23 protein-coding genes are annotated in these 25,566 nt (G+C 50.0%); 12 read left to right on the forward strand and 11 right to left on the reverse strand.

All coding sequences use genetic code 11. From position 1 onward, the window contains the following. The first annotated feature begins 168 nt into the window (after nt 1-168). A complete protein-coding gene (locus B3355_RS09375) occupies nt 169-963 on the forward strand; it encodes a TrmH family RNA methyltransferase (RefSeq protein ID WP_292783053.1) in 795 nt (264 codons plus the stop codon). A gap of 6 nt (nt 964-969) precedes the next feature. Here B3355_RS09375 and hslO read toward each other — a convergent pair whose 3' ends face one another. From hslO to B3355_RS09390, 3 genes are read right to left on the reverse strand one after another with little or no spacing between them, the layout of a single operon-like run. Beyond that, nucleotides 970-1,842: an Hsp33 family molecular chaperone HslO gene (gene hslO, locus B3355_RS09380; protein WP_024929277.1), complete on the reverse strand. Its 873-nt coding sequence runs from the start codon at nt 1,840-1,842 to the stop codon at nt 970-972. A gap of 35 nt (nt 1,843-1,877) precedes the next feature. Next, entirely contained in the window at nt 1,878-2,750 is an 873-nt protein-coding gene (gluQRS, locus tag B3355_RS09385) for a tRNA glutamyl-Q(34) synthetase GluQRS (RefSeq protein WP_292783059.1), read from the reverse strand. A 5-nt stretch (nt 2,751-2,755) separates the two neighbouring features. Continuing rightward, a complete protein-coding gene (locus B3355_RS09390; protein ID WP_292783062.1) occupies nt 2,756-3,064 on the reverse strand; it encodes a DUF3301 domain-containing protein in 309 nt (102 codons plus the stop codon). A 79-nt stretch (nt 3,065-3,143) separates the two neighbouring features. On the opposite strand from B3355_RS09390, the gene B3355_RS09395 reads away from it, so the two are divergent. The 11 genes from B3355_RS09395 (at nt 3,144) to B3355_RS09445 (ending at nt 18,018) form a co-directional block, all read left to right on the forward strand. Continuing rightward, nucleotides 3,144-3,818, forward strand: a complete 675-nt coding sequence (locus tag B3355_RS09395) for a hypothetical protein (RefSeq protein ID WP_024929274.1) — start codon at nt 3,144-3,146, stop codon at nt 3,816-3,818. 222 nt (nt 3,819-4,040) lie between these two features. Then, the gene (locus B3355_RS09400; RefSeq protein WP_024929273.1) at nt 4,041-5,231 is read left to right on the forward strand and encodes an ammonium transporter; all 1,191 of its coding nucleotides are present in this window, start codon (nt 4,041-4,043) and stop codon (nt 5,229-5,231) included. Between the two features lie 505 nt (nt 5,232-5,736). Next, the gene (locus tag B3355_RS09405; RefSeq protein WP_047517100.1) at nt 5,737-6,168 is read left to right on the forward strand and encodes a hypothetical protein; all 432 of its coding nucleotides are present in this window, start codon (nt 5,737-5,739) and stop codon (nt 6,166-6,168) included. 141 nt (nt 6,169-6,309) lie between these two features. Further along, nucleotides 6,310-9,003: a TonB-dependent receptor gene (locus tag B3355_RS09410; RefSeq protein WP_081979335.1), complete on the forward strand. Its 2,694-nt coding sequence runs from the start codon at nt 6,310-6,312 to the stop codon at nt 9,001-9,003. Between the two features lie 60 nt (nt 9,004-9,063). Next, a complete protein-coding gene (locus B3355_RS09415; protein WP_292783072.1) occupies nt 9,064-10,287 on the forward strand; it encodes an LLM class flavin-dependent oxidoreductase in 1,224 nt (407 codons plus the stop codon). Continuing rightward, nucleotides 10,287-11,885 carry an ABC transporter substrate-binding protein gene (locus B3355_RS09420; protein ID WP_292783075.1) on the forward strand — a complete coding sequence of 533 codons (1,599 nt, stop codon included), beginning with the start codon at nt 10,287-10,289 and terminating at the stop codon, nt 11,883-11,885. Before B3355_RS09415 ends, B3355_RS09420 begins: the two co-directional genes overlap by 1 nt. An 8-nt stretch (nt 11,886-11,893) precedes the next feature. Continuing rightward, nucleotides 11,894-13,000: an ABC transporter permease gene (locus B3355_RS09425; protein WP_161792009.1), complete on the forward strand. Its 1,107-nt coding sequence runs from the start codon at nt 11,894-11,896 to the stop codon at nt 12,998-13,000. Nucleotides 13,001-13,035: 35 nt separating this feature from the next. Further along, the gene (locus B3355_RS09430) at nt 13,036-13,878 is read left to right on the forward strand and encodes an ABC transporter permease (protein ID WP_292783082.1); all 843 of its coding nucleotides are present in this window, start codon (nt 13,036-13,038) and stop codon (nt 13,876-13,878) included. After that, nucleotides 13,871-15,688: an ABC transporter ATP-binding protein gene (locus B3355_RS09435; RefSeq protein ID WP_292783085.1), complete on the forward strand. Its 1,818-nt coding sequence runs from the start codon at nt 13,871-13,873 to the stop codon at nt 15,686-15,688. The genes B3355_RS09430 and B3355_RS09435 overlap by 8 nt, the downstream gene beginning before the upstream one ends. Nucleotides 15,689-15,734: 46 nt before the next feature. Beyond that, nucleotides 15,735-16,829 carry an LLM class flavin-dependent oxidoreductase gene (locus B3355_RS09440; RefSeq protein ID WP_292783087.1) on the forward strand — a complete coding sequence of 365 codons (1,095 nt, stop codon included), beginning with the start codon at nt 15,735-15,737 and terminating at the stop codon, nt 16,827-16,829. A gap of 28 nt (nt 16,830-16,857) precedes the next feature. Further along, entirely contained in the window at nt 16,858-18,018 is a 1,161-nt protein-coding gene (locus B3355_RS09445) for an LLM class flavin-dependent oxidoreductase (protein ID WP_292783090.1), read from the forward strand. 218 nt (nt 18,019-18,236) lie between these two features. Here B3355_RS09445 and B3355_RS09450 read toward each other — a convergent pair whose 3' ends face one another. From B3355_RS09450 to B3355_RS09485, 8 genes are read right to left on the reverse strand one after another with little or no spacing between them, the layout of a single operon-like run. Further along, entirely contained in the window at nt 18,237-18,947 is a 711-nt protein-coding gene (locus tag B3355_RS09450; protein WP_292783093.1) for a tetratricopeptide repeat protein, read from the reverse strand. A 20-nt stretch (nt 18,948-18,967) separates the two neighbouring features. Then, nucleotides 18,968-19,900, reverse strand: coding sequence for a type II secretion system F family protein (locus B3355_RS09455; RefSeq protein WP_024929271.1), 933 nt, complete (start codon nt 19,898-19,900; stop codon nt 18,968-18,970). A gap of 13 nt (nt 19,901-19,913) precedes the next feature. After that, a complete protein-coding gene (locus tag B3355_RS09460) occupies nt 19,914-20,894 on the reverse strand; it encodes a type II secretion system F family protein (protein WP_232411484.1) in 981 nt (326 codons plus the stop codon). A gap of 3 nt (nt 20,895-20,897) precedes the next feature. Next, nucleotides 20,898-22,256, reverse strand: a complete 1,359-nt coding sequence (locus B3355_RS09465; protein WP_019882941.1) for a CpaF family protein — start codon at nt 22,254-22,256, stop codon at nt 20,898-20,900. A gap of 14 nt (nt 22,257-22,270) precedes the next feature. Then, entirely contained in the window at nt 22,271-23,425 is a 1,155-nt protein-coding gene (locus B3355_RS09470) for an AAA family ATPase (protein ID WP_047517121.1), read from the reverse strand. Between the two features lie 8 nt (nt 23,426-23,433). Next, nucleotides 23,434-23,847 carry a TadE/TadG family type IV pilus assembly protein gene (locus B3355_RS09475; protein WP_024929268.1) on the reverse strand — a complete coding sequence of 138 codons (414 nt, stop codon included), beginning with the start codon at nt 23,845-23,847 and terminating at the stop codon, nt 23,434-23,436. Then, nucleotides 23,844-24,335, reverse strand: coding sequence for a TadE family protein (locus B3355_RS09480; RefSeq protein WP_019882937.1), 492 nt, complete (start codon nt 24,333-24,335; stop codon nt 23,844-23,846). The genes B3355_RS09475 and B3355_RS09480 overlap by 4 nt, the downstream gene beginning before the upstream one ends. Nucleotides 24,336-24,337: 2 nt before the next feature. Next, a complete protein-coding gene (locus tag B3355_RS09485; protein WP_292783103.1) occupies nt 24,338-25,531 on the reverse strand; it encodes a pilus assembly protein TadG-related protein in 1,194 nt (397 codons plus the stop codon). Nucleotides 25,532-25,566 lie beyond the last annotated feature (35 nt).

A 25,566-nucleotide genomic window follows, 5' to 3' on the forward strand; every position in this document is an offset into this window, starting at 1 on the left:
GGTGTCTTCCTCTTTGGTTACTTTCTGGGGGACAAGCACCAGAAAGTGACTCGCCATCAAGGCGAAAAAGTAAGTTACACGAGCCTGCAACAGTAAAAACTGAGAAGAATAATGCTTCTCCATAATCCTAAAATCAGCCACCCAAGCAATTCACGTATAATCCCCACCATGGCCTTCAAACACATCACTTCCCGCGATAATCCCGTTTTCAAACAGCTACGCAAACTGCTCGATCAGTCTCGCGAGCGCAGGAAAACAGCGTCAACACTGCTCGAGGGCGTGCATTTAATCGAGGCATACTGCCAGACCTATGGTGAGCCGCGTTTGCTGATTATCCCGGAAGGGCATAGTACGGTGGAGGCGACTGGTTTGATTCAGCAGTTGTCTGATGTGGATACCATGCTGCTGCCGACCTTGATGTTTGCTGAACTGGCGCCGGTGGCGTCTAGCAGTGGGGTGATGGCGCTGGTGGATATTCCTGAACCCGCGCTGCCTGAAAAGGTTGATTTTGCCTTATTGATTGAAGATATTCAGGATCCAGGTAATTTGGGCAGTATATTACGCACCGCAGCTGCGGCCGGGGTGCAGGTGGCTTACCTGAGCAAGGGCTGTACCGATGCCTGGTCGCCTAAGGCTTTACGCGGCGGGCAGGGTGCACAGTTTGTGTTGCCGGTGGTGGAAGGCGTGGATGCTGTTGAGGTGGTGCACAGTTTTGATGGCCACACGCTGGCGCTGACCATGCAGGGTGAGAGTCTGTATGAGCAAGCCTTGCGTGAGCGGGTGTTGTTTGCGGTGGGTAATGAAGGCGCGGGGATTTCTGCCGCCTTGCAATCCGCCGTTAACACCTGTATCACCATTCCGATGGCGCATCAGGGAACATTGGCGCTGGAATCACTGAATGCCGCAGCCGCGACTGCGGTGGCGCTGTTTGAGTGTCAGCGCCAACGCTTGCTGGGGGATTAACTGTTTTTAGTGCGTGACCTCGTGGTCATCGTCTTCGTCAAATAAGGCCAGCGCTTCCTGCTCGTCGACCACGTAGTGCTTGTTGCAGAAGTCACATTGAATCTGCACGCTGCCTTGTTCTTCAATGATACTGCGTACTTCGGCCATGCCCAGCATTTGCAGCATATTGGTGACGCTGGTTTGTGAGCAACTACAAAATGCTTGTACTTCACGGCCGCTGAACAAGCGCACATCTTCTTCTGCAAACAGGCGCTGCAGCAGAGTGACCGTGTCCAGGTCTAATAACTCCTGTTCGGTGACCGTGCCTGCCAGGTGCTGCACACGGTTCCAGCAATCGAGGTCACTTTCTTGTTGCTGCGGCAATTTTTGCAGTAGCAGGCCTGAGGCGCGCTCGCCATCTGAGGCCAACCATAAACGGGTATCGATTTGCTGCGAGCGCAACATGTAGTTCTCCAGCATGCTGGCGATATTGTCACCTTCTAGCGGCACAATACCTTGATAGGGTTCACCCTCTTCTGGCATCAGCGTAATCACTAATTGCCCTTGTTTGAGCCAGGCGGTCAAGTTGTCGCCATGCAGTTCGGCGCCGACTTTGGCCGTGGCACGGATATTCAGCCCTGAGGTACATTCCACCACCAGTAATTGCAGCGCGCCCTGGCTTTGCAATTGCAAAATCAGTTTGCCCTGCATTTTGAGCGTCGCAGTGAGCAGCACGCTGGCGGCAGTGAATTCGCCTATGGCTTTTTTCAGGGCGGGCGGTAATGACTGGTGCTCAAGCGCGGTCGACAGGCTTTGGTCAAGCTGCACACAGTTGCCACGCACGGCAGACTGCTCAAAAATAAACGGGTGTAATTGGTCTTGGTTACGATCTTGGTTCATGCCGGCATTTTACCATTTGCAGGCAAAACTGATTGTTAAGCGCTGGTAATTTTTGGCAACTGCCAGTGCGTTATCGCCCATTGCCATAGATTTGCCAGGGATAGTGAATGTGCATTTTCCGGCAAGGCTTGTTGCAGAAAGGTGAGTGCGGCGACCAGTGTGTCCACGAGATTGTCTTCAGGTAATGCCGTGGCCAATGTCTGTTTACTCAATTTTTGTCCGTCGGCATTTAATACCAATGGAAGATGGGCGTAGATTGGCGTGGGGTAGCCGAGCAATTGTTGCAGGTAAATTTGCCGCGTTGTGGAATTGAGTAAATCAGCGCCACGTACGACATGCGTCACGCCTTGCAAGGCGTCATCTATCACCACCGCCAATTGATAGCTAAACAGTCCATCAGCGCGCTTAACGACAAAATCACCAATGTCTCTCGCCATATGGTGTTGCTGGTGGCCCTGAATGAGGTCCTGAAAGCTGATGGTCTGGGCATCCGTTTGAATGCGCCAGGCCGCGGCCGCACCTGGTTTGGTTGGATGCTGCAAACAGGTGCCGGGATAAATGGCCCCTTCTATGCCGAGCAGCGTGCTGGAATCGGTAATCTCTTTGCGTGAGCAGGTGCAGGGATAGGCCAGGCTGCGCTGGCGCAGTTGCTGCAATGCCGTTTGGTAATATTCACTGCGTTGGCTTTGATAAACAATCTCGTCATCCCACACAAAGCCGTAGTGTTGCAGGGTATGAATAATCGCTTCACTGGCACCCGCCACGTGCCTGGTTTGATCAACGTCCTCAATGCGCAACAGCCATTGCCCGCCACGACTTTTAGCATCGCAATAGCTGGCAATCGCGGCCACTAGTGAACCAAAGTGCAGTGGTCCGGTGGGCGAGGGGGCAAAACGGCCAACCACCATGTTGATTACTGTGCAGCGTAGGGCGGAATATGCCAGGCCACCAGCTGTGCGCCGCGCAGTTGCAAATGGCAGGCCATGCGTTCTATACCCTGGCTGGAGACGTCAAAAGTATAAGTGCGCTGCAATTGCATGCGGCCATTGCCATCCCGGGCAAAGCTCACGCGCGAGCAGGCAACGGTTTCGTCTAAAAACTGCAAATGGCAACGCTCTGCCAGTTGACGTCCAATCTTTAAAGCCGCCTCGCGTTTGGCGACAGAGTCCATCCAAAACCATGCACCCGCAATTAAAATGGCTAATAAAGCCCATTCAGCCATTGTTGTTCTCCCGTAAAGCGATCATATGTTTCAGTGTATGATGTTTCAAGTTCATATTCCTATATCAGTGCAACCTGTCATGAGTTCAAGTCGCGAAGCAGACGCTATTCAAGCCTATTATAATTTATTGCATGGCAAGGGGGCGGATGCCGCCATTATGGCGCAGCGCGATGCCTTGCTGGCAGAGTTAAGCCCTTTGCTGGCAGATCAGGAGTGTACCAGCACGGCCTATCGCCAGGCGGTTGATGATTGCCTGAACGATAAACCGGCACAACGCTGGCCTGAGTTACTCACCATTATCCGTGAGTTTTACCCATTCTGGCGCGGGGATGTGAAAGCCGTGATGCAATATGCAGAGTCGGTTGGCTTTGAGTTGCACCCTATCGGCTGGCAGCCGGCCGTGATCGATTTACAGTCAGTCTGGCCAGCGTTGCAGTCTGAAAAATTTGAGACTTCAGAGCTGTGGGCGCTCAATGGCTATGTCAAAGCGCTCAAGTCCATGGAGCACAAGCAGGAAATGGATATTGAACTGCGCACGCGGATGGCGAAACTCATGTTGTTACGCCTGCGAGAAGCCCCTTTGTCTGAAAAGAATGCCTTTCGTATCACTGCTGATGCAACCTTACCGTTGTTTAACCTCAAAAATACCCGTCACCTGTTTTTAAATGCTGTGCGCGAGTTTTATTATTTTTGGGCGGCGCATCCTGATGCGGTTGAAATGCTCAAACAGTTGCAGCCACCAGAAATTATGTAAAATTGCACCAAAAATGTGCAATGCACTTTTGTCGGTTCTGTTTTGGTGCAATTTCGCGTAGTCCTCAAAGTAAGTGCCTTTAAAATCAATCACATAAAAATGGTCTGATATTTGCTTTAGCCATGCGCATTAAATTGGTGCGCATTTTAATAGTGCGTATTCAATATAAGGCGTGCCATCAGGCAAAACGCCAACTTTCACCACTATTAGTCGGAGAGCGAAATGGAAGCATTAGTGTCAGCGAATGACGTCTTGTTTGTATTGCTTGGAGCCATTATGGTGCTGGCAATGCATGCCGGATTTGCCTTTTTGGAGGTCGGCACTGTACGTCAAAAAAACCAGGTCAATGCCCTGGTCAAAATCATGGTGGATTTTTGTGTGTCTACCATCGCCTATTTTTTCATTGGTTACAGCATTGCCTATGGCATCAATTTTTTCAGCGGCGCCGATGTATTGGCCGCGAAAAGTGGCTATGACCTGGTTAAATTCTTTTTCCTGTTAACCTTTGCCGCGGCTATCCCGGCGATTGTCTCTGGCGGCATTGCCGAACGCGCCAAATTCAATCCGCAAATGGCCGCCACCTTTCTCATCGTCGGTTTTGTCTACCCGTTTTTTGAGGGCATCGCCTGGAATAACCACTTCGGCTTTCAAGACTGGTTAAAAGCCAGTTTTGGCGCAGGCTTTCATGACTTTGCCGGTTCAGTCGTGGTGCATGCCATGGGCGGCTGGATTGCACTGGCGGCGGTTATCCTGCTCGGTGCGCGTAATGGGCGCTATACCAAAGACGGCCGCTTGCATGCTTACCCACCATCAAACATCCCTTTTCTCGCTTTAGGTGCCTGGATACTTACGGTTGGCTGGTTTGGTTTTAACGTCATGTCTGCGCAGTCCATACAAAACATCTCAGGTCTGGTGGCCGTCAATTCGCTGATGGCCCTGGTTGGCGGCACGCTGGCCGCCCTGGTGCTAGGTAAAAATGACCCCGGTTTCGTACATAACGGACCTCTGGCGGGGTTGGTGGCCGTGTGTGCTGGCTCTGACGTGATGCATCCGCTAGGCGCATTAGTCACCGGCGCCGTTGCCGGCACATTGTTTGTGTGGGCATTTACCATGACTCAAAACCGCCTGAAGATTGATGATGTACTGGGTGTCTGGCCGCTGCACGGCCTATGCGGCGCCTGGGGCGGTTTGGCGGCCGGTATTTTTGGCTGTTCTGCTTTAGGCGGCATGGGCGGTGTCAGCTTTATCAGTCAACTTATCGGCACACTCACAGGCGTCGTCATTGCACTGGTCGGCGGTGCCATTGTGTATGGCCTGATCAAAAAAACGGTAGGTATTCGACTGGATGCCGAGTCGGAATTTGACGGCGCAGATTTGAGTATTCATAAGATTCCGTCAGTGTCGGGTGATTAACCTTTTATATGGTGTGACGACATAAATCGCTCAGTCTATGAGCATTTTTAAATAAAAAGGCCCTGAACCAATGTTCGGGGCCTTTTTGCTATCTGGTGTTTGCTTTAAGTTTAAATATCCTCCATGACCAAGCGTGCTGCGATGTTTTTTTGTAGCACTGCTTCATATCAGTCACCCGTTAAGTGGTGACTACACAGCAACATCCCCACTTCTACAACGCATGTTGATTTTAGATAAAACAAGGACTGTCGCGGTTGTCTGGCATATATATTGCGAATTAATCACTTGTCAATGAATGATTTGGCTGAGATGTTTTAACGATAAAGCATCCGTGGGCCAATTTGTCGTTGATTGACCTCAAAGAGAATGAAATTTCAGCATGTTTTAACTGTTAATTTACAAACAGTATGTTTGTACTGAGGCAAAAAATGCGCATGAATAAACATTACTTTTTTAAAAGAAATTTCAATTGCAAATCAAAACTAAATAATAAAGCGCAGGTGACATGGTGGACGACCAAGAATACGAAAAACTCAAAATAACGGCTTATCAAATTATCAAAGAGTCAAAAAATGTAGATCAAATCAAGCAGGCGTTAGCGTTTATCTTGCCAACAGCGCATCAGATGGCCATAGACGAAACAGCCAAGGTGTTGGGCTTTTCCAACAATTGGGTTTCACAGTTGCGCTCACGGTTTTTACATGGAAAACCCTTAAAACATGCATCTCGCGGCGGGCGGCATCATGTGGTGATGAGTGCTGAGAAAGAGGTTCAGTTTGTTACACGGTTTAGAGAAAAGTATCCATTAAACAATGAGATAGATGCGAAGGTTTTAAAACAAGAACTTGAGCAATACCTGACGAAAAAGATTTCAACGTCGTATGTGTATAGCTTTATACGACGTAATAAAGCCCTGTTGAAACCGGAAGAAAATTAATCATGCTTTTGAGACATTCTTTTTGATTTGTAAATCGTTTTAAAAAATGCTTGGCACGTGAATTGCCATCTCCCTTATCAAATTTAAGGCAATTGGAAAAATTGCAATCGTCGGTTTTATAAAACGTAATAAGGGAAGAGCATGTTAGTCAAGAAGAGGCGTTCAATCGCATTCAAGCAGTTAATTACCAGTGCAACCATTTTTAATTTTATCGCTACAAGCAGTGCATTCGCCGAGGTGCAAGAACCAGAAACCAATATTAATGAAGCCACAAGTAAGCAGTCAGTCGAATTAAATAGCGAGAGTATTGAAGAAGACAATACGAGTGCAGAATCAGATAGCGAGTTGGGCGCGGTGGTTGTGAAACGCAAAAAGATCAAAACCGTTTTACCAAAGCGACCTAGCTCGTCAGTCTACGGTACTGAAACAACCGTATTGGATACTACACGCTCTGTGTCTCAGATTTCAGCAGAACAACTGGAGCGAGACCCGATCAAAACCGCGGATGATTTGGTGAAGTATGCACCAGGGATCACCAGAAACGGTGGGCAGAATGTGTCTATTGCGCCGTTAATCCGCGGTCAAAACTCAGAAATATTCCAGGATGGCCAGCGTACTTACAATGTCCGTCATCCGTTCAACCTGAATGCATTTGAGTCGGTCGATATTGTCGCAGGGCCGCCTTCACAAGTATTTGGCCCTAGCTCGCGCAGTGGCGGTTATGCAAATTACATCAGCAAAAAACCTGATTTTGACAAGCAACGTAGCCAAATCAATGTTCAACTCGGTACTTTGATCCCCAGTGGTGATTCTTACTTTTCCGGCAAAGTGACATATGACACGACTGGTCCGATCAATGACAGGGTCGCTTACCGCGTCAGTATTACGCCACAACGATCGAATGATTATTACAAAAATGTCAGCAACGACTTTAATTCAGTCTATGGTGCTTTAGCTTTCAAGCCTACGGACAACGTCCGTATTGATTGGAACGCCAGTTACGATGACTATTATGACTTCAATGTGACGCATGGCTGGAACCGTGCGACACAAGATTTAATCGATAGCGGTAAGTATTATGCAGGCCGAGCCACACCGATTATTAGCAAGGTGGTGGGCGGGGTGACGCAATACTACTCACCCGTTTACGCCAATGGCAGCTATAACTCACAGGTCGTCGGCTGGCAGCAACGTACACGAAATGCGCAAGGCCAGTTTATCGCCGGGGCAGCAGTCGCCGCGCCATTCACGACCTCTGGGCAAGCAGGCACGGTACGCGGCTGGGTATATGATCCAACGCTTGCCGGTAATGGCCTTACTTCAGTCTCCAGAAATGACTTCTCAAACCCGGATGATGAAAACACCGCCAAACGTGGTACCTCACAATTAAAGATCGCCATAGACCTCAATCCGAACTGGTCTATTGTCAATAGTAGCTTCTTCCAGTATTCAAAAGACACCACCAACTCCATCGGGAGTTTCCTGGCGCAATTTGAAGACAAGATCTTTGATAACCGCTTTGAGTTGCGGGGAAAAACCAACTTCAACTTGTTTGGTTTAGACATCCAGGACAACAGCAATACCGGTTTTTCGATTCGTCATGAGCGCTTTAAAACACTGGCAGCGAATAACAGTTTTACCGTCGCACCTTATGACTTAACTGCACCACTGTCACTTAAAACACCAGCCGGTTTATATGGTTTGCCTGTGACGGGTGATTCTGGCTCCTGGATTGGTACGGCAGGTGTGCCTCAACTGTCTAGTTATTTTGGCTATTTGAACTTGCCAAGAATGTATCCGGCTGGTGATGGCTTGTATGCCGAAGTAGGGGGCTCTCCTGCCAGTGGTGGTGCGGTGTATACCGGTGAAGGCAGTTGGACCAGCAGCTCCTTTTTTACACAGCAAAATATCGCCATTAATCAGCGGGTCGGATTTAACTTAGGCTTAAACACTACCCATATTAATGCCAAGATCAAGAATCCTTTGGTGGTCGCGGCAGGGCAAGAACGTAGTGATGAACAAAACTTCTGGCTACCTAGCGTGCAAGCTTCTGCCTATTTCAAGCCGCTGGATAACACCACCATTTATTACACCTATGATCACTCCTATGCATTAAATACCGGTGGTTTTGCCGATGTGCTGACATGGGCGCCTTCTGGCAATACCCTGAATCCTTTGGCTTTTCACAGCTTAAGCGAGTTGCGTGAAGTTGGGATTAAGTCTGAGCCTATTCCTAACAAATTATTCATCTCGTTGGCCGGCTATCGCCAGACACGTGACCTGAGTCCGGATACCACAGGCAAAATGACTTACCTGGAAGTGAAAGGCTTGGAATCTGCCATACGTTTCCAGGCGACTGATCGTTTGAGTTCGGGTGCAAACCTATCAGTGATTAATGCCAAATATAGCAATATCTCCTACCCTTCAGGCTTCTTCTCGCCAGTCGGGTTTGTGGCTGACAATGCGACCGTGTTTGCCGATGGCAACTCGTTAACGAGAGCGACGGCCCCAGGCTCTATCACTGCGCCTGCCATTCCCAAATACTCTGTGAATGCATTTTTGGATTATCGCCTGCCTTCTGGCTTAGGCGCTGAGCTTGCAGGCTGGTGGACCAGTAGCTGGTATACCAATATTGCACGCACAGTCAAAGTGCCGAATGAATATAACCTGAATCTGACGGTATATTACCGCCAGCCTAAATGGGATGGTTCTATCCGCTTCTTGAATATCACCAATCAAAAGAATTATGTGACGGGTTTAACTGGCGGCACTTCCGAGTTTATTACCCCAACAGCCCCCTTCGCGATTCAGGCGACCTATGCATACCGTTTTTAAGGTTGCGCCAAGGTCAATATTGATTGTGAATGATTCATTAGTTTAGTAAGAGGAATACAAATGGCAGTCAAAATTTTATGGTATCTCACTGCTCCCGATGGTCCCGTGCCATGGGAGGCCGATGGTCGCTGGAACACTGGGTTCGAGCACTTACAGCAGTTGGCAAGCACCATTGATAAATTAGGGTTTTACGGGGCATTGCTTGCCACCGGGCAGGATGAGGTGCATACCTTAACGGCCTCGATGCTGGCGACCACCAAACGCATGAAGTTCGTCGCTGCTGTGCATCCTGGCCTGATCGCCCCCGCCAAACTGGCTCAAATTGCGCAGACCATAGATCGCTTCTCTGGTGGTCGCCTGATTTACAACGTCATTAATGGTAATGACAGTGTGTTGCCATCACTGGGTTTTCATATCAAACATGATGAACGCTACCAATTCAGTTATGAGTACTGGGATGCTTTCAGCAAAGTGTATGCGGGCGATAGTAGTGGCTATGACGGCAAATATATCAAAATTGCGCCCAAGCCATCGCCCTTGGTCACGCCTAACCGCGGCCAGCTCAGCCAGCACTTGCCTAGCATTCCGCTATGGGGAGCTGGCACCTCAGCACCAGGGGTAGAGCAGGCAGCCAAATTGCTGGATGTCTATCTCAGCTTTGCCGATAAACCGCCTGCCTTAGGCGAGAAATTTAAACGCGTAGGCGCTGAGGCAGAAAAACATGGCCGGAAACTCACTTTTGGTACCCGGTTGCAAATTATCGTACGCGAAACCGAAGAGGAGGCCTGGGAGTATGCACAGTATTTAGTCGACCGCACCTCAGTGCAATATGCAAAAGACTGCATCATCAGGCAGTTGCCGCCGGGCGAAACTTTTGAAACCTTCAAGAGTGACAATCCTCAGGTACAAAAAAATATTGAGGCGGTCAGGGCGGGTTATCTGCCAAAGGCCAAAGATTACGAAATCTATCCTAATGTGTGGACTGGGCCTGCCTTGCACGGCTTTAACATCGTTGCGCCGTTGTCGGGCACGACCCTCGTCGGCAGTGCAAAAAATGTGGCGGCCAGAATTAAAGAGTTTGAAGCGAATGGGACACACGCTTTTATCTTATCTGGTTGGCCATTGATCGAAGAGGCGCATCGTGTCGCCGATTTGTTGTTCCCGCTTTTAGATTTAGATCATGGCTTTGAGGTGCCGCTGTTATCACCGGTGCGTCGATCAAGCTACCCATTGCGAGGTGATCGCACTGGCGATGCTGAAGTGAACCAGCAGGAGGCAGCATAATGGCCAGCGAATTATCAAGAAGAGGTTTTTTGATTCAAGGCGCGGCATTGGGCGGCAGCTTACTCCTGGGGGGCGGCTTGCTTTCTGGTTGCCAGGACGATAAAGCGGCCACCGGCCACCGTGCATCTGTACAGTCCACCACCCCTCAATATGGTGGCAGGCTACGCATGGGCATTATTGATGGCAGCAAGGCCGGCGATTTAGATGCACACAAGCCGACCACGGCAAGTGCCATTATTCGTGGTTTCGCGCTCTACAGCAAGTTGTGGGAGTGGAGCGAGCACATGACACCGGATCTGGCTTTGGCCGAAGAGGTTGAAGTCAATGATGATGCGACATTGTGGACCATTCGTCTGAAAAAAGACCTGGAGTTTCATCACGGTAAAACCATCACGGCAGATGATTTGATTTTCTCAACCCGGCGGTTGTCTGACCCTGAGCTCGCCTCACCATACCTCGGTTATGTGAAATGGATTGACAGGGACAACCTGGTCAAGCTGGATGAGCGCACTGTGCAGATTCCAATCAGAGGGGGCACTGGCTTATTGTCATTGCCAGATGCTTGGGTGAACTTCGGCGGCATTGTCCCGGTTGACTATCATCCGGTGACCAATCCGGTGGGCGCCGGTCCCTTTAGGCTCAAAGAGTTTGTACCGGGACAGCGTTCTGTCTTTACGCGATTCGAGAATTTCTATAAGTCTGGACAGCCTTATCCGGATGAGTTGGAAATCATTGATTTTAAAGATGAATATGCACGTATTTCCGCACTATTAAGTGGCCAGATTGATATGGCCAATGGCGTGGCGCCTGAGCAAATAACAGCCTTGAAGCGTCATGAGGCGATTCAGGTCATTACCAATCAAACGCATGGCTTCCAATCCATAGACTTGAATCTCAGCCTGCCGCCATTTCAGGATGATCGTGTCCGCCAGGCATTTAGACTCATGATTGATCGCCAGGAAGTCATTGATCGTGCTCTTGCTGGTCAAGGGCGGATCGCCAATGACCTTTACGCGCCTTTAGATCCCACTTTTAATAGCGCGATCCCGCAGCGTCAATACGATCCAGAGCAGGCGCGGTCACTGATCAAGCAGGCGGGCTATGAAGGCTTAACGGTAGAGTTAACGGTGGGGCCGGGGCTCTCTGCGGTTGTGGGCGGTTCCCCGGTGGCACAAGTGTTTGCCGCGCAAGCGAAGAAAATCGGGGTCAATATTAAGGTGAATCAGGTCGATGCGGCTACTTTTGGCGGACCAAAGCGTGCAGATTGGCAGCTCAGTTGCAATAGCAAACTTGGCGGTAGTTTTCTGCACACCGCGGCCACCGTCGACAGCTTTCTTTCCAGCGCCAATAAAACACACTTTGCCGATGAACGGTTTGATGCGCTCTTCAGGCAGGCGATTTCCACCAAAGACCTTGAGAAGCGTACGCCATTGGTGCATGAAGCCCAGCAAATCCAGCATGAGAAAGGTGGGCTCATTATTTGGTCCTATGTGAATACGCTGGATTTGGCCGCTAAACATGTGGGCGGTCTGACGCCTGAACGCTCACATTTTCCCACCTGGCGTTTTGATAAGTTATGGCTGAATCAATCGGTGTAAATCACGCTATGCAAAATTTAGAGCTCAAAGATTTTTCATCTGTCACACCTGCGCGGATCTCGTTGCCTGCAAAAGCTGGCCCCATCGCCCTGGGGCTGGCTGAGGCAGCAGAACACACCGGCCCGCCGCCCAGCCATGTGCGCAAAAAAAGCATTGTTTCTGCCAACTTGTTAAAGTGGATCGTCAAGCGCACTCTTTCAAGCATTCTGGGTTTGTTTGCAATCTCCATCCTCGTATTCGTGGCCACACAGGCGCTCCCTTCTGACCCTGCGCGCGTCATTCTCGGGCCAGAAGCTTCTGAAGAGGCGATTCAAACACTGCATCATCAATTAGGGCTGGATCAATCGTTGGCTGCGCAATACGGCCACTGGATAAAACCAGCGCTGTTGGGCGATTTCGGCATTTCAATCGACTCCAAGATGCCTGTGGTCGACCTGATTGCAGGCAAGGTGAAAAATACCCTGATTTTATTAGGCCTCACGTTGCTGGTATTAATCCCGGCTGCATTCACGCTCGGTATCTATCTCGCCTTACATAAAGATGCCTTATTGGACCGCCTTACAATCTCGTTTCTTATCTTTGTGAAAGCCGTGCCCAGTTTTGCTATCGCTTATGGCCTGGTGATGTTGCTTTCAACCCTGGTGTTCAATCTGTTTCCGGCCGTTTCCTTAATTCAAGCCAATCAGCCCCTCTGGAGTCAGTTGCAGTTTATGGTGTTGCCTATGTTGACGCTGGTCTTATCCAGCCTGCCTTATCTGGTGCGCTTGATCAGAGGTTCTCTCATTGAAGTACTGCAGTCAGACTTTATTATTTCTGCTCATTTAAGAGGCCTCGATAAAAAACAGATCATCTGGAAATATGCCATTCCCAATGCAGTGATTCCTGCCATTCAAGCCATTGCCTTAATCTCTAGTGTGCTATTGGGAGGCGCGTTGGTCGTCGAGGTGGTGTTTGCCTACCCAGGCATTGGCAGTGCTTTAAATGCTGCGGTGGATATTCGGGATATTCCCGTGATCCAGGCTGTGGTTATATTTTTAGCCTCGGGCGTGATGGCCATCAATCTGCTGGCTGATGTGGTGACCGTGCTATTAACCCCCAAGCTCAGAACCGCTTGAGTTCATGACAATCGAGTCCTTTTAAGAGCCCCACCATGCGCGCAATCAAACAGTTTTTCGCCACCAGTAACAGTCAAATTAATTTGGGGCTGTTCCTCACTACATTGATTTTATTGTTATCCATCGTGGGGCCATGGCTGTCGCCTTACCAAGCCCAGGAAATGGTGGGAGCAAGATATAGCTTGCCGCAAACTGGTGTCCTGTTGGGGACTGACTACCTGGGGCAGGATGTCCTGTCCAGGGTTTTGCATGGCGGCATCTCGATTGTCTGGATGTCGCTGGCCTCTTCCTTATTGGGCCTGTTTCTCGGCGTGATATTAGGGTTGATTGCTGGCTTTTTCAAACACAGGATCGACCAGGTCATTATTTGGGTCGCCGATATTTTCCTGGCGTTCCCGCATTTGATTCTGGTGTTGCTAGTGGTTTCGATGCTAGGCCGTGATAAATGGTTAATTGCCATTACTGTCGCCATTGCGTTTGTTCCTGGTGTGATTCGGCTCACCAGGGGGCTTGCTTTATCGATTTCAAAACATGAGTACATCGAAGTCGCAGAAATGATGGGTTACCCGTACCACCAAATCCTACTGCGGGAAATTTTGCCCAATATTTTAACGCCACTATTAATTCATCTGGGCACCATGCTGTCATGGTCAGTTGCATTGCTCTCCGGACTGAGTTTTCTGGGCTATGGCGTTGCACCGCCTGAGGCCGACTGGGGGCTGATGGTGAATGAAAATAAAGGCGGGCTGCAGATTCAACCCTTCTCTATTTTGATCCCGATATTATTCATCGCACTTTTTGCATTGGGGGCTAATTTGCTGGCTGAAGGCTTCGGTAGAAAGTTCTCAAGAATTAGTGAGTCAAACAAACATGCATAGTCGTCTACAGCTGCAGTCCACCCCTAGTGTGGCCATCGAGGTTAACAACCTCGGTGTGAGTTTAATCGATGGCACTACCATTGTCTCCGAGATCAGTTTTTCTGTGCTTGAAGGGCAAATACTTGCCTTGGTCGGGGAGTCAGGCTCGGGCAAAACCACGATTGCAACCGCCTTGCTGGCGCATACCCGCCAGGGGGCAAAGATCTCACAGGGGGAGGTGAACGTCGCCGGGCTGGATATCTTGAAACTGGACGAAAATGCTTTACGCCGGGTGAGGGGCAAGCAGGTCAGTTATGTCCCACAAAATCCATCCACAGCCTTAAATCCGTTAATCACGATCAAAACGCATTTAGAGGATGTGCTTAAAACGCATGCGCCGACATTGGCCGCCGCGCAGCAACAGGCGAGAATCATCAATACTTTAAAAGACGTAGAGCTCTCGCACGGCGATGCATTTTTGAATCGCTATCCACACCAGCTTTCTGGGGGACAGCAACAACGGGTGTTGTTAGCGCTGTCCTTCATTACCAAGCCCAGTGTGATTGTACTGGATGAGCCCACGACGGCGCTCGATGTGACGACTCAGGCCAAAGTGTTGCTGACAGTGAAAAAACTATGCCAAAGTTATGGTGTTGCCGCGATTTATGTGTCGCATGATTTGGCTGTGGTTAAAAAAATCGCAGACCATGTCATTGTTTTATATGGTGGTCGCATTGCGGAAAAAGCGACCGCTGCTGCCATGTTCTCGCATCCATGGCATCCTTATAGCCAGGGCTTAATCAGTGCAATCCCTGATATTCACCTGCGGTCGATTCCCGTGCCCATTGTTGGTAATGCACCTTCTCTTCAGTCCCGGGCCAAGGGCTGCGTATTTGAACCCAGATGCAAGCTGGCGACATTGGCATGTAAAACCATCGTTCCCCCGTTAGACAAGATCGATATTGGTGATGATCATGTCGTGGCTTGTCACAACCTCTCGAGGCAAACGGATCCGTTCAGCTTTAACCATCACACCGCAGCGCTTAAATCACGAGTGATTCAGTTGGGTACGCAACCGCCACTTTTAGAGGTTAAGCATTTATTTGCCAGCTACGATGGCAAGCAGGTGTTAAAAGACGTTTCATTCCATTTGAAAAAAGGCGAGTGCCTCGCGCTGGTCGGTGAGTCTGGGTCAGGTAAAACTACTATTTCTAGAGCAATCGCCGGGCTTAACGCCAATGCGGCTGGCGGCTTGTATTTCAAAGGCCAGTCGCTTGCACTTGCCGCAAGAAGCCGCTCTGCAGCGATTAGTCATCAGATTCAGTACATTTTCCAAAATCCTTATCAGTCACTGAATCCCAGGCAAACGGTGAGGCAAACCCTGTTAAATACGGTGCGCCATTACTTTCCAGACAAGCTAAAAGACAGTGATGAAATCATTACCGCTGCACTGATACGCGTAGCACTGGACCCTGGCTTAGCCGACCGGTTTCCCAAGGAGTTATCTGGTGGTGAGTTGCAACGGGTATCGATTGCAAGAGCGCTGGTATGTGAGCCCAGTTTACTGATTTGTGACGAGATCACGTCTGCCCTGGATGTTTCAGTGCAGGCGGCGATTCTAGAGCTGATCAAGTCATTGCAAAGGAATGGATTATCCATTGTTTTTGTGACCCATAACCTGGGCATTGTGCGTTCGATTGCAGACCGCGTACTGGTCCTGAAAAATGGCGCCGTGGTGGAGTCTGGTGAAGTTGATACTTTGCTTGACCAGCCACAGCAGCCCTATACCCAAGAGTTAATCAACGATTCACCGTCTATCGTTGATCTTTAATATCAATCTTTAATCATCAAAATAAGACATTGAAAGAGAGCGTTTAATGCCGGTAGAGTTTGTTGGCGGGCTGTTCCCCAGAAATCAGTTAGCCCCCGTGGCCGCGAATAGAGGGAAAATTGACCTTGAGTATTTACGTGATCTCGCGAGAGCGCATGAACAGGCAGATTTTGATCGTGTACTCATCGCTAATGGCGGCGGCGATCCTTTATTTTTAGCAGCGTATGCCGCAGCACACACTGAAAAGCTGGGCTTTATGCTGGCTCATCGTCCTGGCTTAGTCCCGCCCACACTGGCGGCCAGGACATTTGCCACCTTGGACCACACCACGGGTGGCAGAATCCGGCTGCATACGGTCACCGGTCATGCGCCCGAGCCTGAGCACGGGGAGCATCTAGTAGATAAGGCCGCACGTTATGAACGTGCGGGAGAGTACCTGGAGATTGTGAAGCGTACCTGGACCTCTGAACAGCCTTTTGATTTTGATGGTAAATACTTTCAGATTAAAGGCGGCTTCTCGCCAATTAAACCGGTGCAACAGCCATATATCCCAATTTCATTAGGCGGGTCTTCAGACGGGGCATATGAAGTCGCTGTTCAGCATACGGATTTGTATGCGCTATGGGCTGAGCCGCTGCAAGATATTGATGCGCGGATCAATAAGCTGAAAGCATATGCCAGCAAAGCGGGGGTCGCCGCCCCTCGGGTAAGTATGTCGGTGCGCCTGATTATTGGCGCGACAGAAGCATTGGCCTGGGAAAAAGCCAATCATATTGTGGCTTCATTAAAGCAACATTACCAACCTAATCCTTTCACCAGTGCCCGTGGCAATAGCGGCGGCGCCGAGCGCCAGCTTGCCATTGCACAAAAAGGTGATGTACATGATAAAGCCCTGTTTATGGCGACCTCTACGGCCATCGGTGGTGGTACAGATTCGACATCCCTCGTCGGCACGCCAGACACAATTATTGAATCGCTCTTGGCCTATTACGATCTGGGGGTGACGACTTTCCTCAATCGTGGCTATGACCCGTTGTATGACGCGATTGATTATGGCCGTTACATTATTCCTGCCGTCAGAGAAGAGGTGCGCAAGCGGGAAGCAGCCAAACAGGCTGCAGCGAAAGTGGTTGGTTTATAAGCAACGCGAACAGGATAGAAAAATAAACATGAGTGATACTTTATATTTCACGCGTTTACCTTTGCATGGGGACACGCAATATTTGCCAGGAGATCCGAGAAATCGCGGTGACTGGCATAGAACGCCGGGTGAGGGCACAGGTGCCGTGTCTGAGTTTGATGTTGAAGATGATTTTAGCTATATCGATTATTTATCGCAGATTGCACGTGCGGCTGAAATCAACCGCTTTGATGGCGTGCTGATGGTGAATGCACCTGGTGGTGAGGAACCGTGGACAGTGTGTTCACTGCTGGCAAGAGAAACGCGCCGCTTGAAATTTGTGTCAGCCTTTCAGCCATATCATTTTTCACCCTGGGCGGCGGTGCAAATGGCGGCTACCTACCAACGTGCCAGCCGCAATAGATTGGTGTGGAATATTATCAATGGCGGTTCTGAAGTGGTGCAAAAACAAGTGGGGGATAACACCCCACATGATGATCGTTATGAACGGGCAGATGAGTTCTTGCAAGTGGTGAAAGGCTATTGGAATAATGAGTCATTCCATTTTAGCGGCAAGTATTATTCAGCCGATGGCGGTGGCAGAAAGGGCGCGCACAAAAAAGCGGCTTTACCGCTGATCTGCACCGCCGGTTCGTCTATTCCGGCCCGTGAGTTTGGCGCTAAGCATGCAGACTATTATTTGATGCGTGCTGAAACCCCAGCTGAAATTTCTGCCCTGATTGCGGATGTCAAAAATAGAGCTAAACAATATGGCCGTGAAGAGATCCGTTTTGGGTTATCTATTGATGTGATTGCAAGAGCCACAGAAGAGGAAGCTTTTGCAGAGGCTAGAAGATTCTTTGATGACGGGATTCAAACCAAAGCTGCCAAGTCGGTGGCTGCTCATGCCGGACTGCGCTCAGCAAGGCGTTTGAGTCATGAGTATGACTATTTGAGTGAAGAAGAAAAGCGCTTTGAGGATTTCTTTATTCATCCCAATGTGTGGTCTGGTTTTGGCTACATCGGCATTCCGCCTGGCTGCGCGATTGTCGGTAGCTATCAAAATGTGGCGAAACGCATACAGGAGTATCAAGACCTTGGGATTTCAATGTTTTTTCTGGCAGGCTATCCGCATCTGGAAGAAACCTATAGATTGGGCGAGCATGTGTTGCCATTGTTAAAGCGCAGGCAGCAGGGGGCTGAAGATTGAGCGATCTGTCCCGTCTCAGGAGTCGCTATATTTTTAAGGGTAATCAGCGGCCCTGGTGATACTGACTGATTGCATACGCGCCTGAACCAACAAAAAGGCCTGCCACTTTTGATGACAGGCCTTTTGTTTGCAGCGTCTTGGGGCTGTGAGTGATATTTGTGATACCAATCACAACCTACTGCAAAACGATGTACATTCACGCGTTTGGCTACAAATGATCAGAGTAGTAGCGCCAGCGAGAGAAATTTCAATATTGCACTTAACGCACCAGATCCTTGCTTTTTGGCTGGTTGCGCATCGACGATGACCACTTCATCTGCTGGTGCAGCGGGCTGACTGCTTTGATACGCCAGACCGTATAAATATTTACCTTTCTGCTGCAAAGTGGCTGGTGGCGGTTGGCTGGCGGCAGACGCTTGTGCGATGACCTGCGGCTCATTTTTACCGGCGGCCACCGACATTTCTAATAACGCCAGGTTATTTTGGGCTTTGAGGTACTGGCCATCAGCGGCGATTGCGTCATGCAGGGCCTTTTCGGCATTGGCATAATCCTGTTTCTGCATATAGGCAAAGCCGAGGTTGTTATAATTTTTGGCGCTCGGTTCAACGCTGACCAGTTGTTCCAGCGCTGCAATCGCTTCATCGGTGCGATTGTGGCGCATGAGCAGGGCACTCAAGTGTTGCAGGCTGGCAATATGTTGCGGCTCCAGGTGCAACGCTTTTTGATAGGCGACCACCGCCATGTCGGTATTGTTGAGTCGTTCGTAATTCAAGCCTATCTGGTCGTAGTCAGCGGCTGAGCTGGCGGAGACCAGTTCGATATTTGTCGTGGGCTTGATTTGGAACGAGGCCTGTTTTTCATCACGGATCTGGTGGGTGCATCCCAGTGCCAGCAGTGAAGAGAAAATTACTATATAGGTTAAATGCATCGCAGCTTCCTCCTTACATGCTAGGGGCCAAGATGGATCGCGCTGAATATTTCCATGATTGCGGGACCCGCCAGAATAAAAAGCAAGGTTGGCAGCATAAAGAAAGCCACAGGGAACAGTAACTTGACTGGAATCTTTGCCGCTCTTTCTTCTGCGCGTTGCTTTCTTTTTAAGCGCAACTCTTCAGAGCTGACCTTGAGTGACTCACTGACACTGGTGCCATAGCGCTCGGCCTGAATAATCATGGAGGCAAAACTGTTGATGTCTTCAATGCCGACACGCAAGACAAAATGCCTGAGTGCGCGCTCACGGCTTTTACCGGAGCGTACTTCTAGCAAAATCAGCTCCATTTCATCGTGCAGGATTTTTGATTTTATTTTTATTTCATGTGACACGCGAGTGAGTGCCTGATCAAAACTGAGGCCTGCATCCATACAGATCACCAGCAAGTCCAGCGCATCTGGAAACGCGCCCAGAATCTCTTCTTTGCGCTGGCTGATGACAAAATCCAGGTATATTTTTGGCAGCACCAGGCCCATGGCCGCGCCTGAAAACAGGATGACGGCCAGGCTGAGTGAGTTGTCACGTGACAGTTGCTCTTTAAACAGCAGGTAAAACAAGAGCGGGATGGCAAAAGTCAGTATGGTCTTGATGCCGAAGAACAAACTTGGCGCATATTCGCCGCGCCAGCCGGCCTGCAAGAACTGCACTTTGAGCGGCGAAGTTTCCCAACCATCTTTAGGCAAGGTGAGTTTGGCAAACGGTTCGACCAGCTTGACCACTTTAAAGGCGAACTCCTCATCCGCGTCTGATTTGAGTTGCGCGCTTTGTTGCGTGGTTTGTAGCGACTTTAACCTTCGCGCATATTTGTCATGCGAGAACAGCGAAAACATAAACATTGCCAGGGCAAAAACTGCAACGAAGACACAGATGTAAACAATAATTTCGTTCATGATAGACCGCCAATCACACTTTGATTTGAATAATCTTGCGCATACATAAACCTGCAAATATCATCAAGACAAAACCGATTTTCAATAATGTCAGTCCCACTTCTGTACCGAACAAGAGCTTGGCGTAATAAGGCGTAATGGCGCTCATTAACGGCACAATCATCACCGGCATCAGCCACATGACCCAGGCCGAGGTCCTGCCTTCGGCACTGAGTGTGTCGATGTCACGCATTAACTGGAATCGGTCACGGATAATCTTGCTCATAGAGGTCAATACATGGGCAAGGTTGCCGCCTGATTCGCGCTGAATCAGAATGGCAATCACAAAAAACTTGAGGTCGGTAATGGGTACGCGCCGACTGAGGTTTAACATCGCCTCGCTTAGTGGCACACCAAGATTGGTTTCCTCAAGGGAGATGCGGAATTCTCCGGCCAGTGGTTCGGCGAACTCGTCACTGACAATCTTGAAGGCACTTTGGAAGGAGTGGCCTGCTTTCAGCGAGCGCGCCATGGAGTCGATGGCATCCGGCAGTTGTTGCTCAACCTGTTTGAGTCGTTTGCTGCGCTCTATGTAGATATGCATTAAAGGTAGCAAGCTCGCACCGGCACCCAATAGTGTGCACCACATCCAGTTAACGCCAAGCAGCAGACCGATTAAAAAGCCTGACACAAAGAACAGGAAAATATAACGGGTAAACTGTTCGACTGACCATAGCTTGCCAGATTGCATCAACAGGATATCCAGCTCCCGGATATCAAAGAACCAGCCTATCATTTTGATCAGTTGGCTTTGGCTGTCTTGAATGCGGCTACGCAAGATGCTGATTTCATGGCGGTAAACATTGTCGCTGGCGACGCCTTTGAGGCGGCTGGCAAGCTTTCTGGCTTCTGCGCTATGTTTTTCTTTCCATACCAGCAGAATCGCTTCAAAAAATAGAAAGCAGGCGAAGAAGCCAAGCACTGCAAATAACATGAGTTGTGTATTGATTTTCATATGCTACACCTCATACCTGACTGTCGGGTCGAAGTCGGACTCTAACAGTGCAGCCCCATAGGATTTAAGCCGTTGCATAAAGGTAGGGACAACGCCGGTGGCATAAAAATAGCCCCTGACTTTGCCTTGTTCATCGACGCCGGTTTGCCTGAAGCCATAAATCTCCTGCATGGCAATCGTTTCACCTTCCATGCCGGTGATTTCCTGGATACTGACGATTTTGCGGGTGCCATCCACCAGGCGGGAGACCTGGATAATCACATTGATCGCGGCCGCGATTTGTTGCCGGGTCGCCAGCAAGGTTAAATTGGCACCTGCCATGCCCACCATGTTTTCCATCCTGGCCAGGGCATCGCGCGGGCTGTTGGCATGGATAGTGGCAAACGAGCCTTCATGGCCGGTATTCATTGCCTGCAACATATCCAGCGCTTCGGCACCGCGCACTTCGCCCAAAATGATCCGGTCTGGCCGCATGCGCAAGGCATTGCGTACCAGGGCGGTTTGCGTCACTTCGCCCTTGTTTTCAATATTGGGTGGCCGGGTTTCCAGCCTCACCACGTGCGGTTGTTGCATTCTTAATTCGGCGGCGTCCTCAATGGTGACAATACGTTCTTCTTTGGGGATAAAGCCTGAAACCAGATTCAGCATGGTGGTTTTGCCGCTGCCGGTACCACCCGAAATCACCGCATTCATTTTGGATTTTGAGAAGGCGCTGATCAAGTTCGCCATTTGTGGCGTCATGGTTTTGAGTTTGATCAGATCGTCGGTGAGCAGCGGGCTCACCGAAAAGCGGCGAATTGACATCACTGGGCCATCCAGCGCCAGCGGCGGGATAATGGCGTTTACTCGCGAGCCGTCAGCAAGGCGGGCATCCACCATCGGGCTGGATTCGTCGACCCGCCTGCCGACCTGGCTGACAATGCGTTCAATGATGTTGAGCAAGTGCTGGTTATCCTGGAATTGCACCTGCGTTAATTCCAGCATGCCTTTGCGTTCTATATAGACCTGGTTGTAGCCATTGACCAAAATGTCCGAGATTGCCGGGTCGCTCAGCAGCGGTTCCAATGGCCCCAGGCCAAACATTTCATATTGAATATCCCTGGCCAGTGAACCTCTTTCAGCCGTGTTGAGGGCAATGCTTTGTTCGTCGACGATGACGCTGACCAGTTCATTGATCTGTTTTTTAATTTGCTCATCCGACAAGGTCGCCAGTTTTTCCAGGTTGATGCGATCGAGAATCTGGGTATGTATCTGCCTTTTCAGCGCAGAATATCCGCTGGCATCCTGGCCGCCCTCAACCAGCGAATGATGGTGAGTGTTAAAGCTGCTATTGGTAGATTGCAATTTTTCACGAAGGGACATGATGCAGCCTCCGGCTATTTAAAAAGGTTAGAAAAAAATCCGGCACAGGCTACTTTTTCACCGGTGAACTTTTCAGCCAGTTGTTTAAGTTTTTTTGCCATGTCTGATTTTGGATTCAGTTTGTAAACGGCCTCGCCCTGATTAATGCAGTGATTCACCAGGGCATATTCGTTGGGCAAGGTATCACTGACTTTTAAGCCCAGCGCTTGCTCAAAATCTGAAATTTTTAACTTGTCATTCTTGTCGTAGCGATTGACCAGGAAATAGATTTTTTCCTTGGCGTAGCCCAGGGAACTGAAAATCCGGTACAAATAATTGGCATCGCGGATATAGGGCAGCACTAACTGCACCACTGGCAGTATCTGATGGCTCAGGTCCATCGCCTTGACCGTCAATGCATCAATGTGGCGGCCCAAATCCAGGATGATCAAATCGTAATAATTACCCGCTACCTCAATGATCTTTTCCAGATGCTCAGGTTTGACATCTGAGGCATGCGCAGGATTGTCCGATGCTGCCAGCACTTTCAGGCGTGGCGTGATTTCAATCAGTGAGGAATCAAGAAAGGCATAATCCAGCCGGTGAATTTGCTGGCAAAGTTCGGCCAGGGAGGCGCTGGCTTGTTCATCTGACAAATACATGCAGGCGTCACCAAAATAAGGGTTGGCATCAATCAGCAAGACGCGCTTGTTGGTATATTCGGCTATGACGTAAGCCAGATTTGTCGCTACGAAAGTCGCGCCGGCACCGCCTTTGCAGGAGATCACGCTAATGACTTTGGTTGAGACGCCCCGTGTGGCGCGTGACCTGGCCATATAACGTTCCAGTGCTGCAATCAGGCTTTGCTCAGACAGTGGCAGCGCCAGCACTTCAGAAAAACCGGCCCGAATCCCTTTGAGTAGCATTTCTGAGGTGACCTCCTCAGATAACAACATGAAGGTCATCTGGCTGTATTGTGTTTTGTAGCGCTCAATCAGATCAAACTCGGCGACATCTGACTGGCTGACATCAATCATCAGCACGTCGGGGCGCTCGGTGGCGATTTTCTGGTTGGCGCTCACCAGATTGGTTTGATAGGCAACACATTCAAAGCCCCGCTGGTAAAGCGTCTGGAAGGCAGACAGGCTTTGAATGACTTGGTTGTTTTCACTTATTATTAGTATTTTCATATCAACACCTAACTACACTTAGCGTTATATTGACTATCCAGGCTTTCTCTGGGGAGCGTGGTGGTAAAGCTGGGCATGGTTACGTTAAAACCAAACACTGCCGAGGTGTAAACGGCCTGGCTCAGGGCCACGGTAATGGTCTTGCAATCGGCCACCGTGCAGCCGCCAGGTAAGTAAGTCACGACTACATTGCTGCTGCTGACAAAGGGCAGGCGGCTGGTGACTTGTGTTTTGATGGCATTGCTATTCTGGGCACAGACCGTGCCCAGGCGGGCGGCCGCGCGCGTGGCCTGCGAGGCCGCATCGTAGTAGTGCAGCACCTTACCCAGTTCGACAATCGAAAACAGCAGCAGAAACAGAAATCCCGAGACCAGTACAAACTCGATGGCATAGACCCCTTGTTGTGATTTGCGTGTGTTCATGTCAATTGATTACAGCTCGTACTGACTGTATCCAGTTGTGGTTGATAAAACGTGCTGGAGATATTGCCCAGCGCCAGTGAGCCGGAAAACAGCTTGGTGATATAAGAAAGACTCATGCTGTTGATGCCCACTTTGACCATGGTCACGCTGCCGACCATCAGGTATTGCACTTGCACTTTGCTGGTGGATAGTCCTGAGACCGAGGCTTTTGAACAACTGGTGAGCGAACCACAGACGGCCAGGTTTTTGCTCTCGGTGATGACCGTTTTGTAAGCCAGGACCTCGGGGTCGGTGGTAGAGGCGCAATTCATCGGCCGTGTATGCCCGGCCAGGTATTTGCCCGCGTCACGCACATTTTTGACCAGCTCGTTATACTGGAACATGGTTTTTGCCAGGTCTACACCGGCCAGCATGACAATAATCAGGAAAGGCAGCACCACTGCCAACTCGATGGCTGCGATTCCGGAATGTGTTGTGCGATTGTTCATGATCACTCCACCAAGGCAGCCACTTTTGGCCCCAGCACTGAACCCCCGCCCACCAGGCCGCCAGATTTGCTGCAAGGCGTGACAGAAGTGCTGGCATTGCCCAGGTATTCAAGATACATATTGAAATTGGCCCCACTGGTGGTCGGCATCGGGTGTAGCAAAAAGATACAGACAAATGACTTGAGCTTCATGGTGGTGCAATCCACCACGGGCGCGATGGCTACGCGCCGGTTAGTGCCATAGGCTTTCAGGTCTGTGCTTGGCATATAGGCAAACGCGTTGCTGATTGATATTCCCGAAATATCACTGTAGGGCGTATTGTTCGGCACAGCGTTTGGTGAAAAATCAGCTGCATAACGATTGGTTTGGGCCGGGTTGTAATAGCCCTTGCCGCTGGTATCCGGAAAATATCCGGAAGAGGCTGTATTTTTCTTTTTAATACCAAAGCGGGTATTGAAATCATCCCGCAAAGAGGCTTTGTACCCTGGCGTGCCGATATATTGATCTGCGGAGGCTTTTACCGAACAGTCGGTAGACTGTTGGCCACTTAGCGTATCCGCCAGTTCATTGGCACCGCCACCGCCACTGGTGAAGTCTACCCAGCGGAAATGGCCGGACAGCGTGGTATCTTTATTACCGTTATTCGGCGAAGCCACGCCCGCCAGCCAGTCTCCGGGATTTTTACCTGCCACATCCGGCTGGCAAATGCCGATCGGAATCGCACAGGCCGTTTGTGAGGGCAGGGTAGTGGCGGTGGCTACCGCAGTCAGTGCCTGAGTGGCATTCACACTGCCGCCTATGCGGTTCAATAGTGGCGTAATCCAGTTGCTGATACCGCTGCGCGTAATGCTGCAGCGCAGGTATTTGCCATTGACGCCATTGGATGTGCTCGGAAAGGTAATGGTTACCTCGCCAGTGGCAATCGCATTTTTCTGAAAATAGGCACGGTTATTCTGCGCCACGGTCAGCCCGGCACCGGAGGCCCTGGTTTGCTCATTGCTCAAGCCATCAAACTGTGCCGCGCCAGCCAGCGCACAGGCATCTGCTGCATTTTGCAGTTCAGATTTAGTCACATATAGTTTGCCTAAATCCGCGCCCAGGCCACCCATTACCAGCAGCAATGGTAAAAACAGCAATACCATGAGCGCAATCGAACCTGACTGCTTACTTTGTTTGCAATGTCTGGTCATTAACATATCGATCTCCATAGGCAGGCAATGATGCGGATACG

Origin of the sequence: Methylophilus sp. UBA6697 (assembly GCF_002454655.1) — a bacterium.
Classification (GTDB): Bacteria; Pseudomonadota; Gammaproteobacteria; order Burkholderiales; family Methylophilaceae; genus Methylophilus.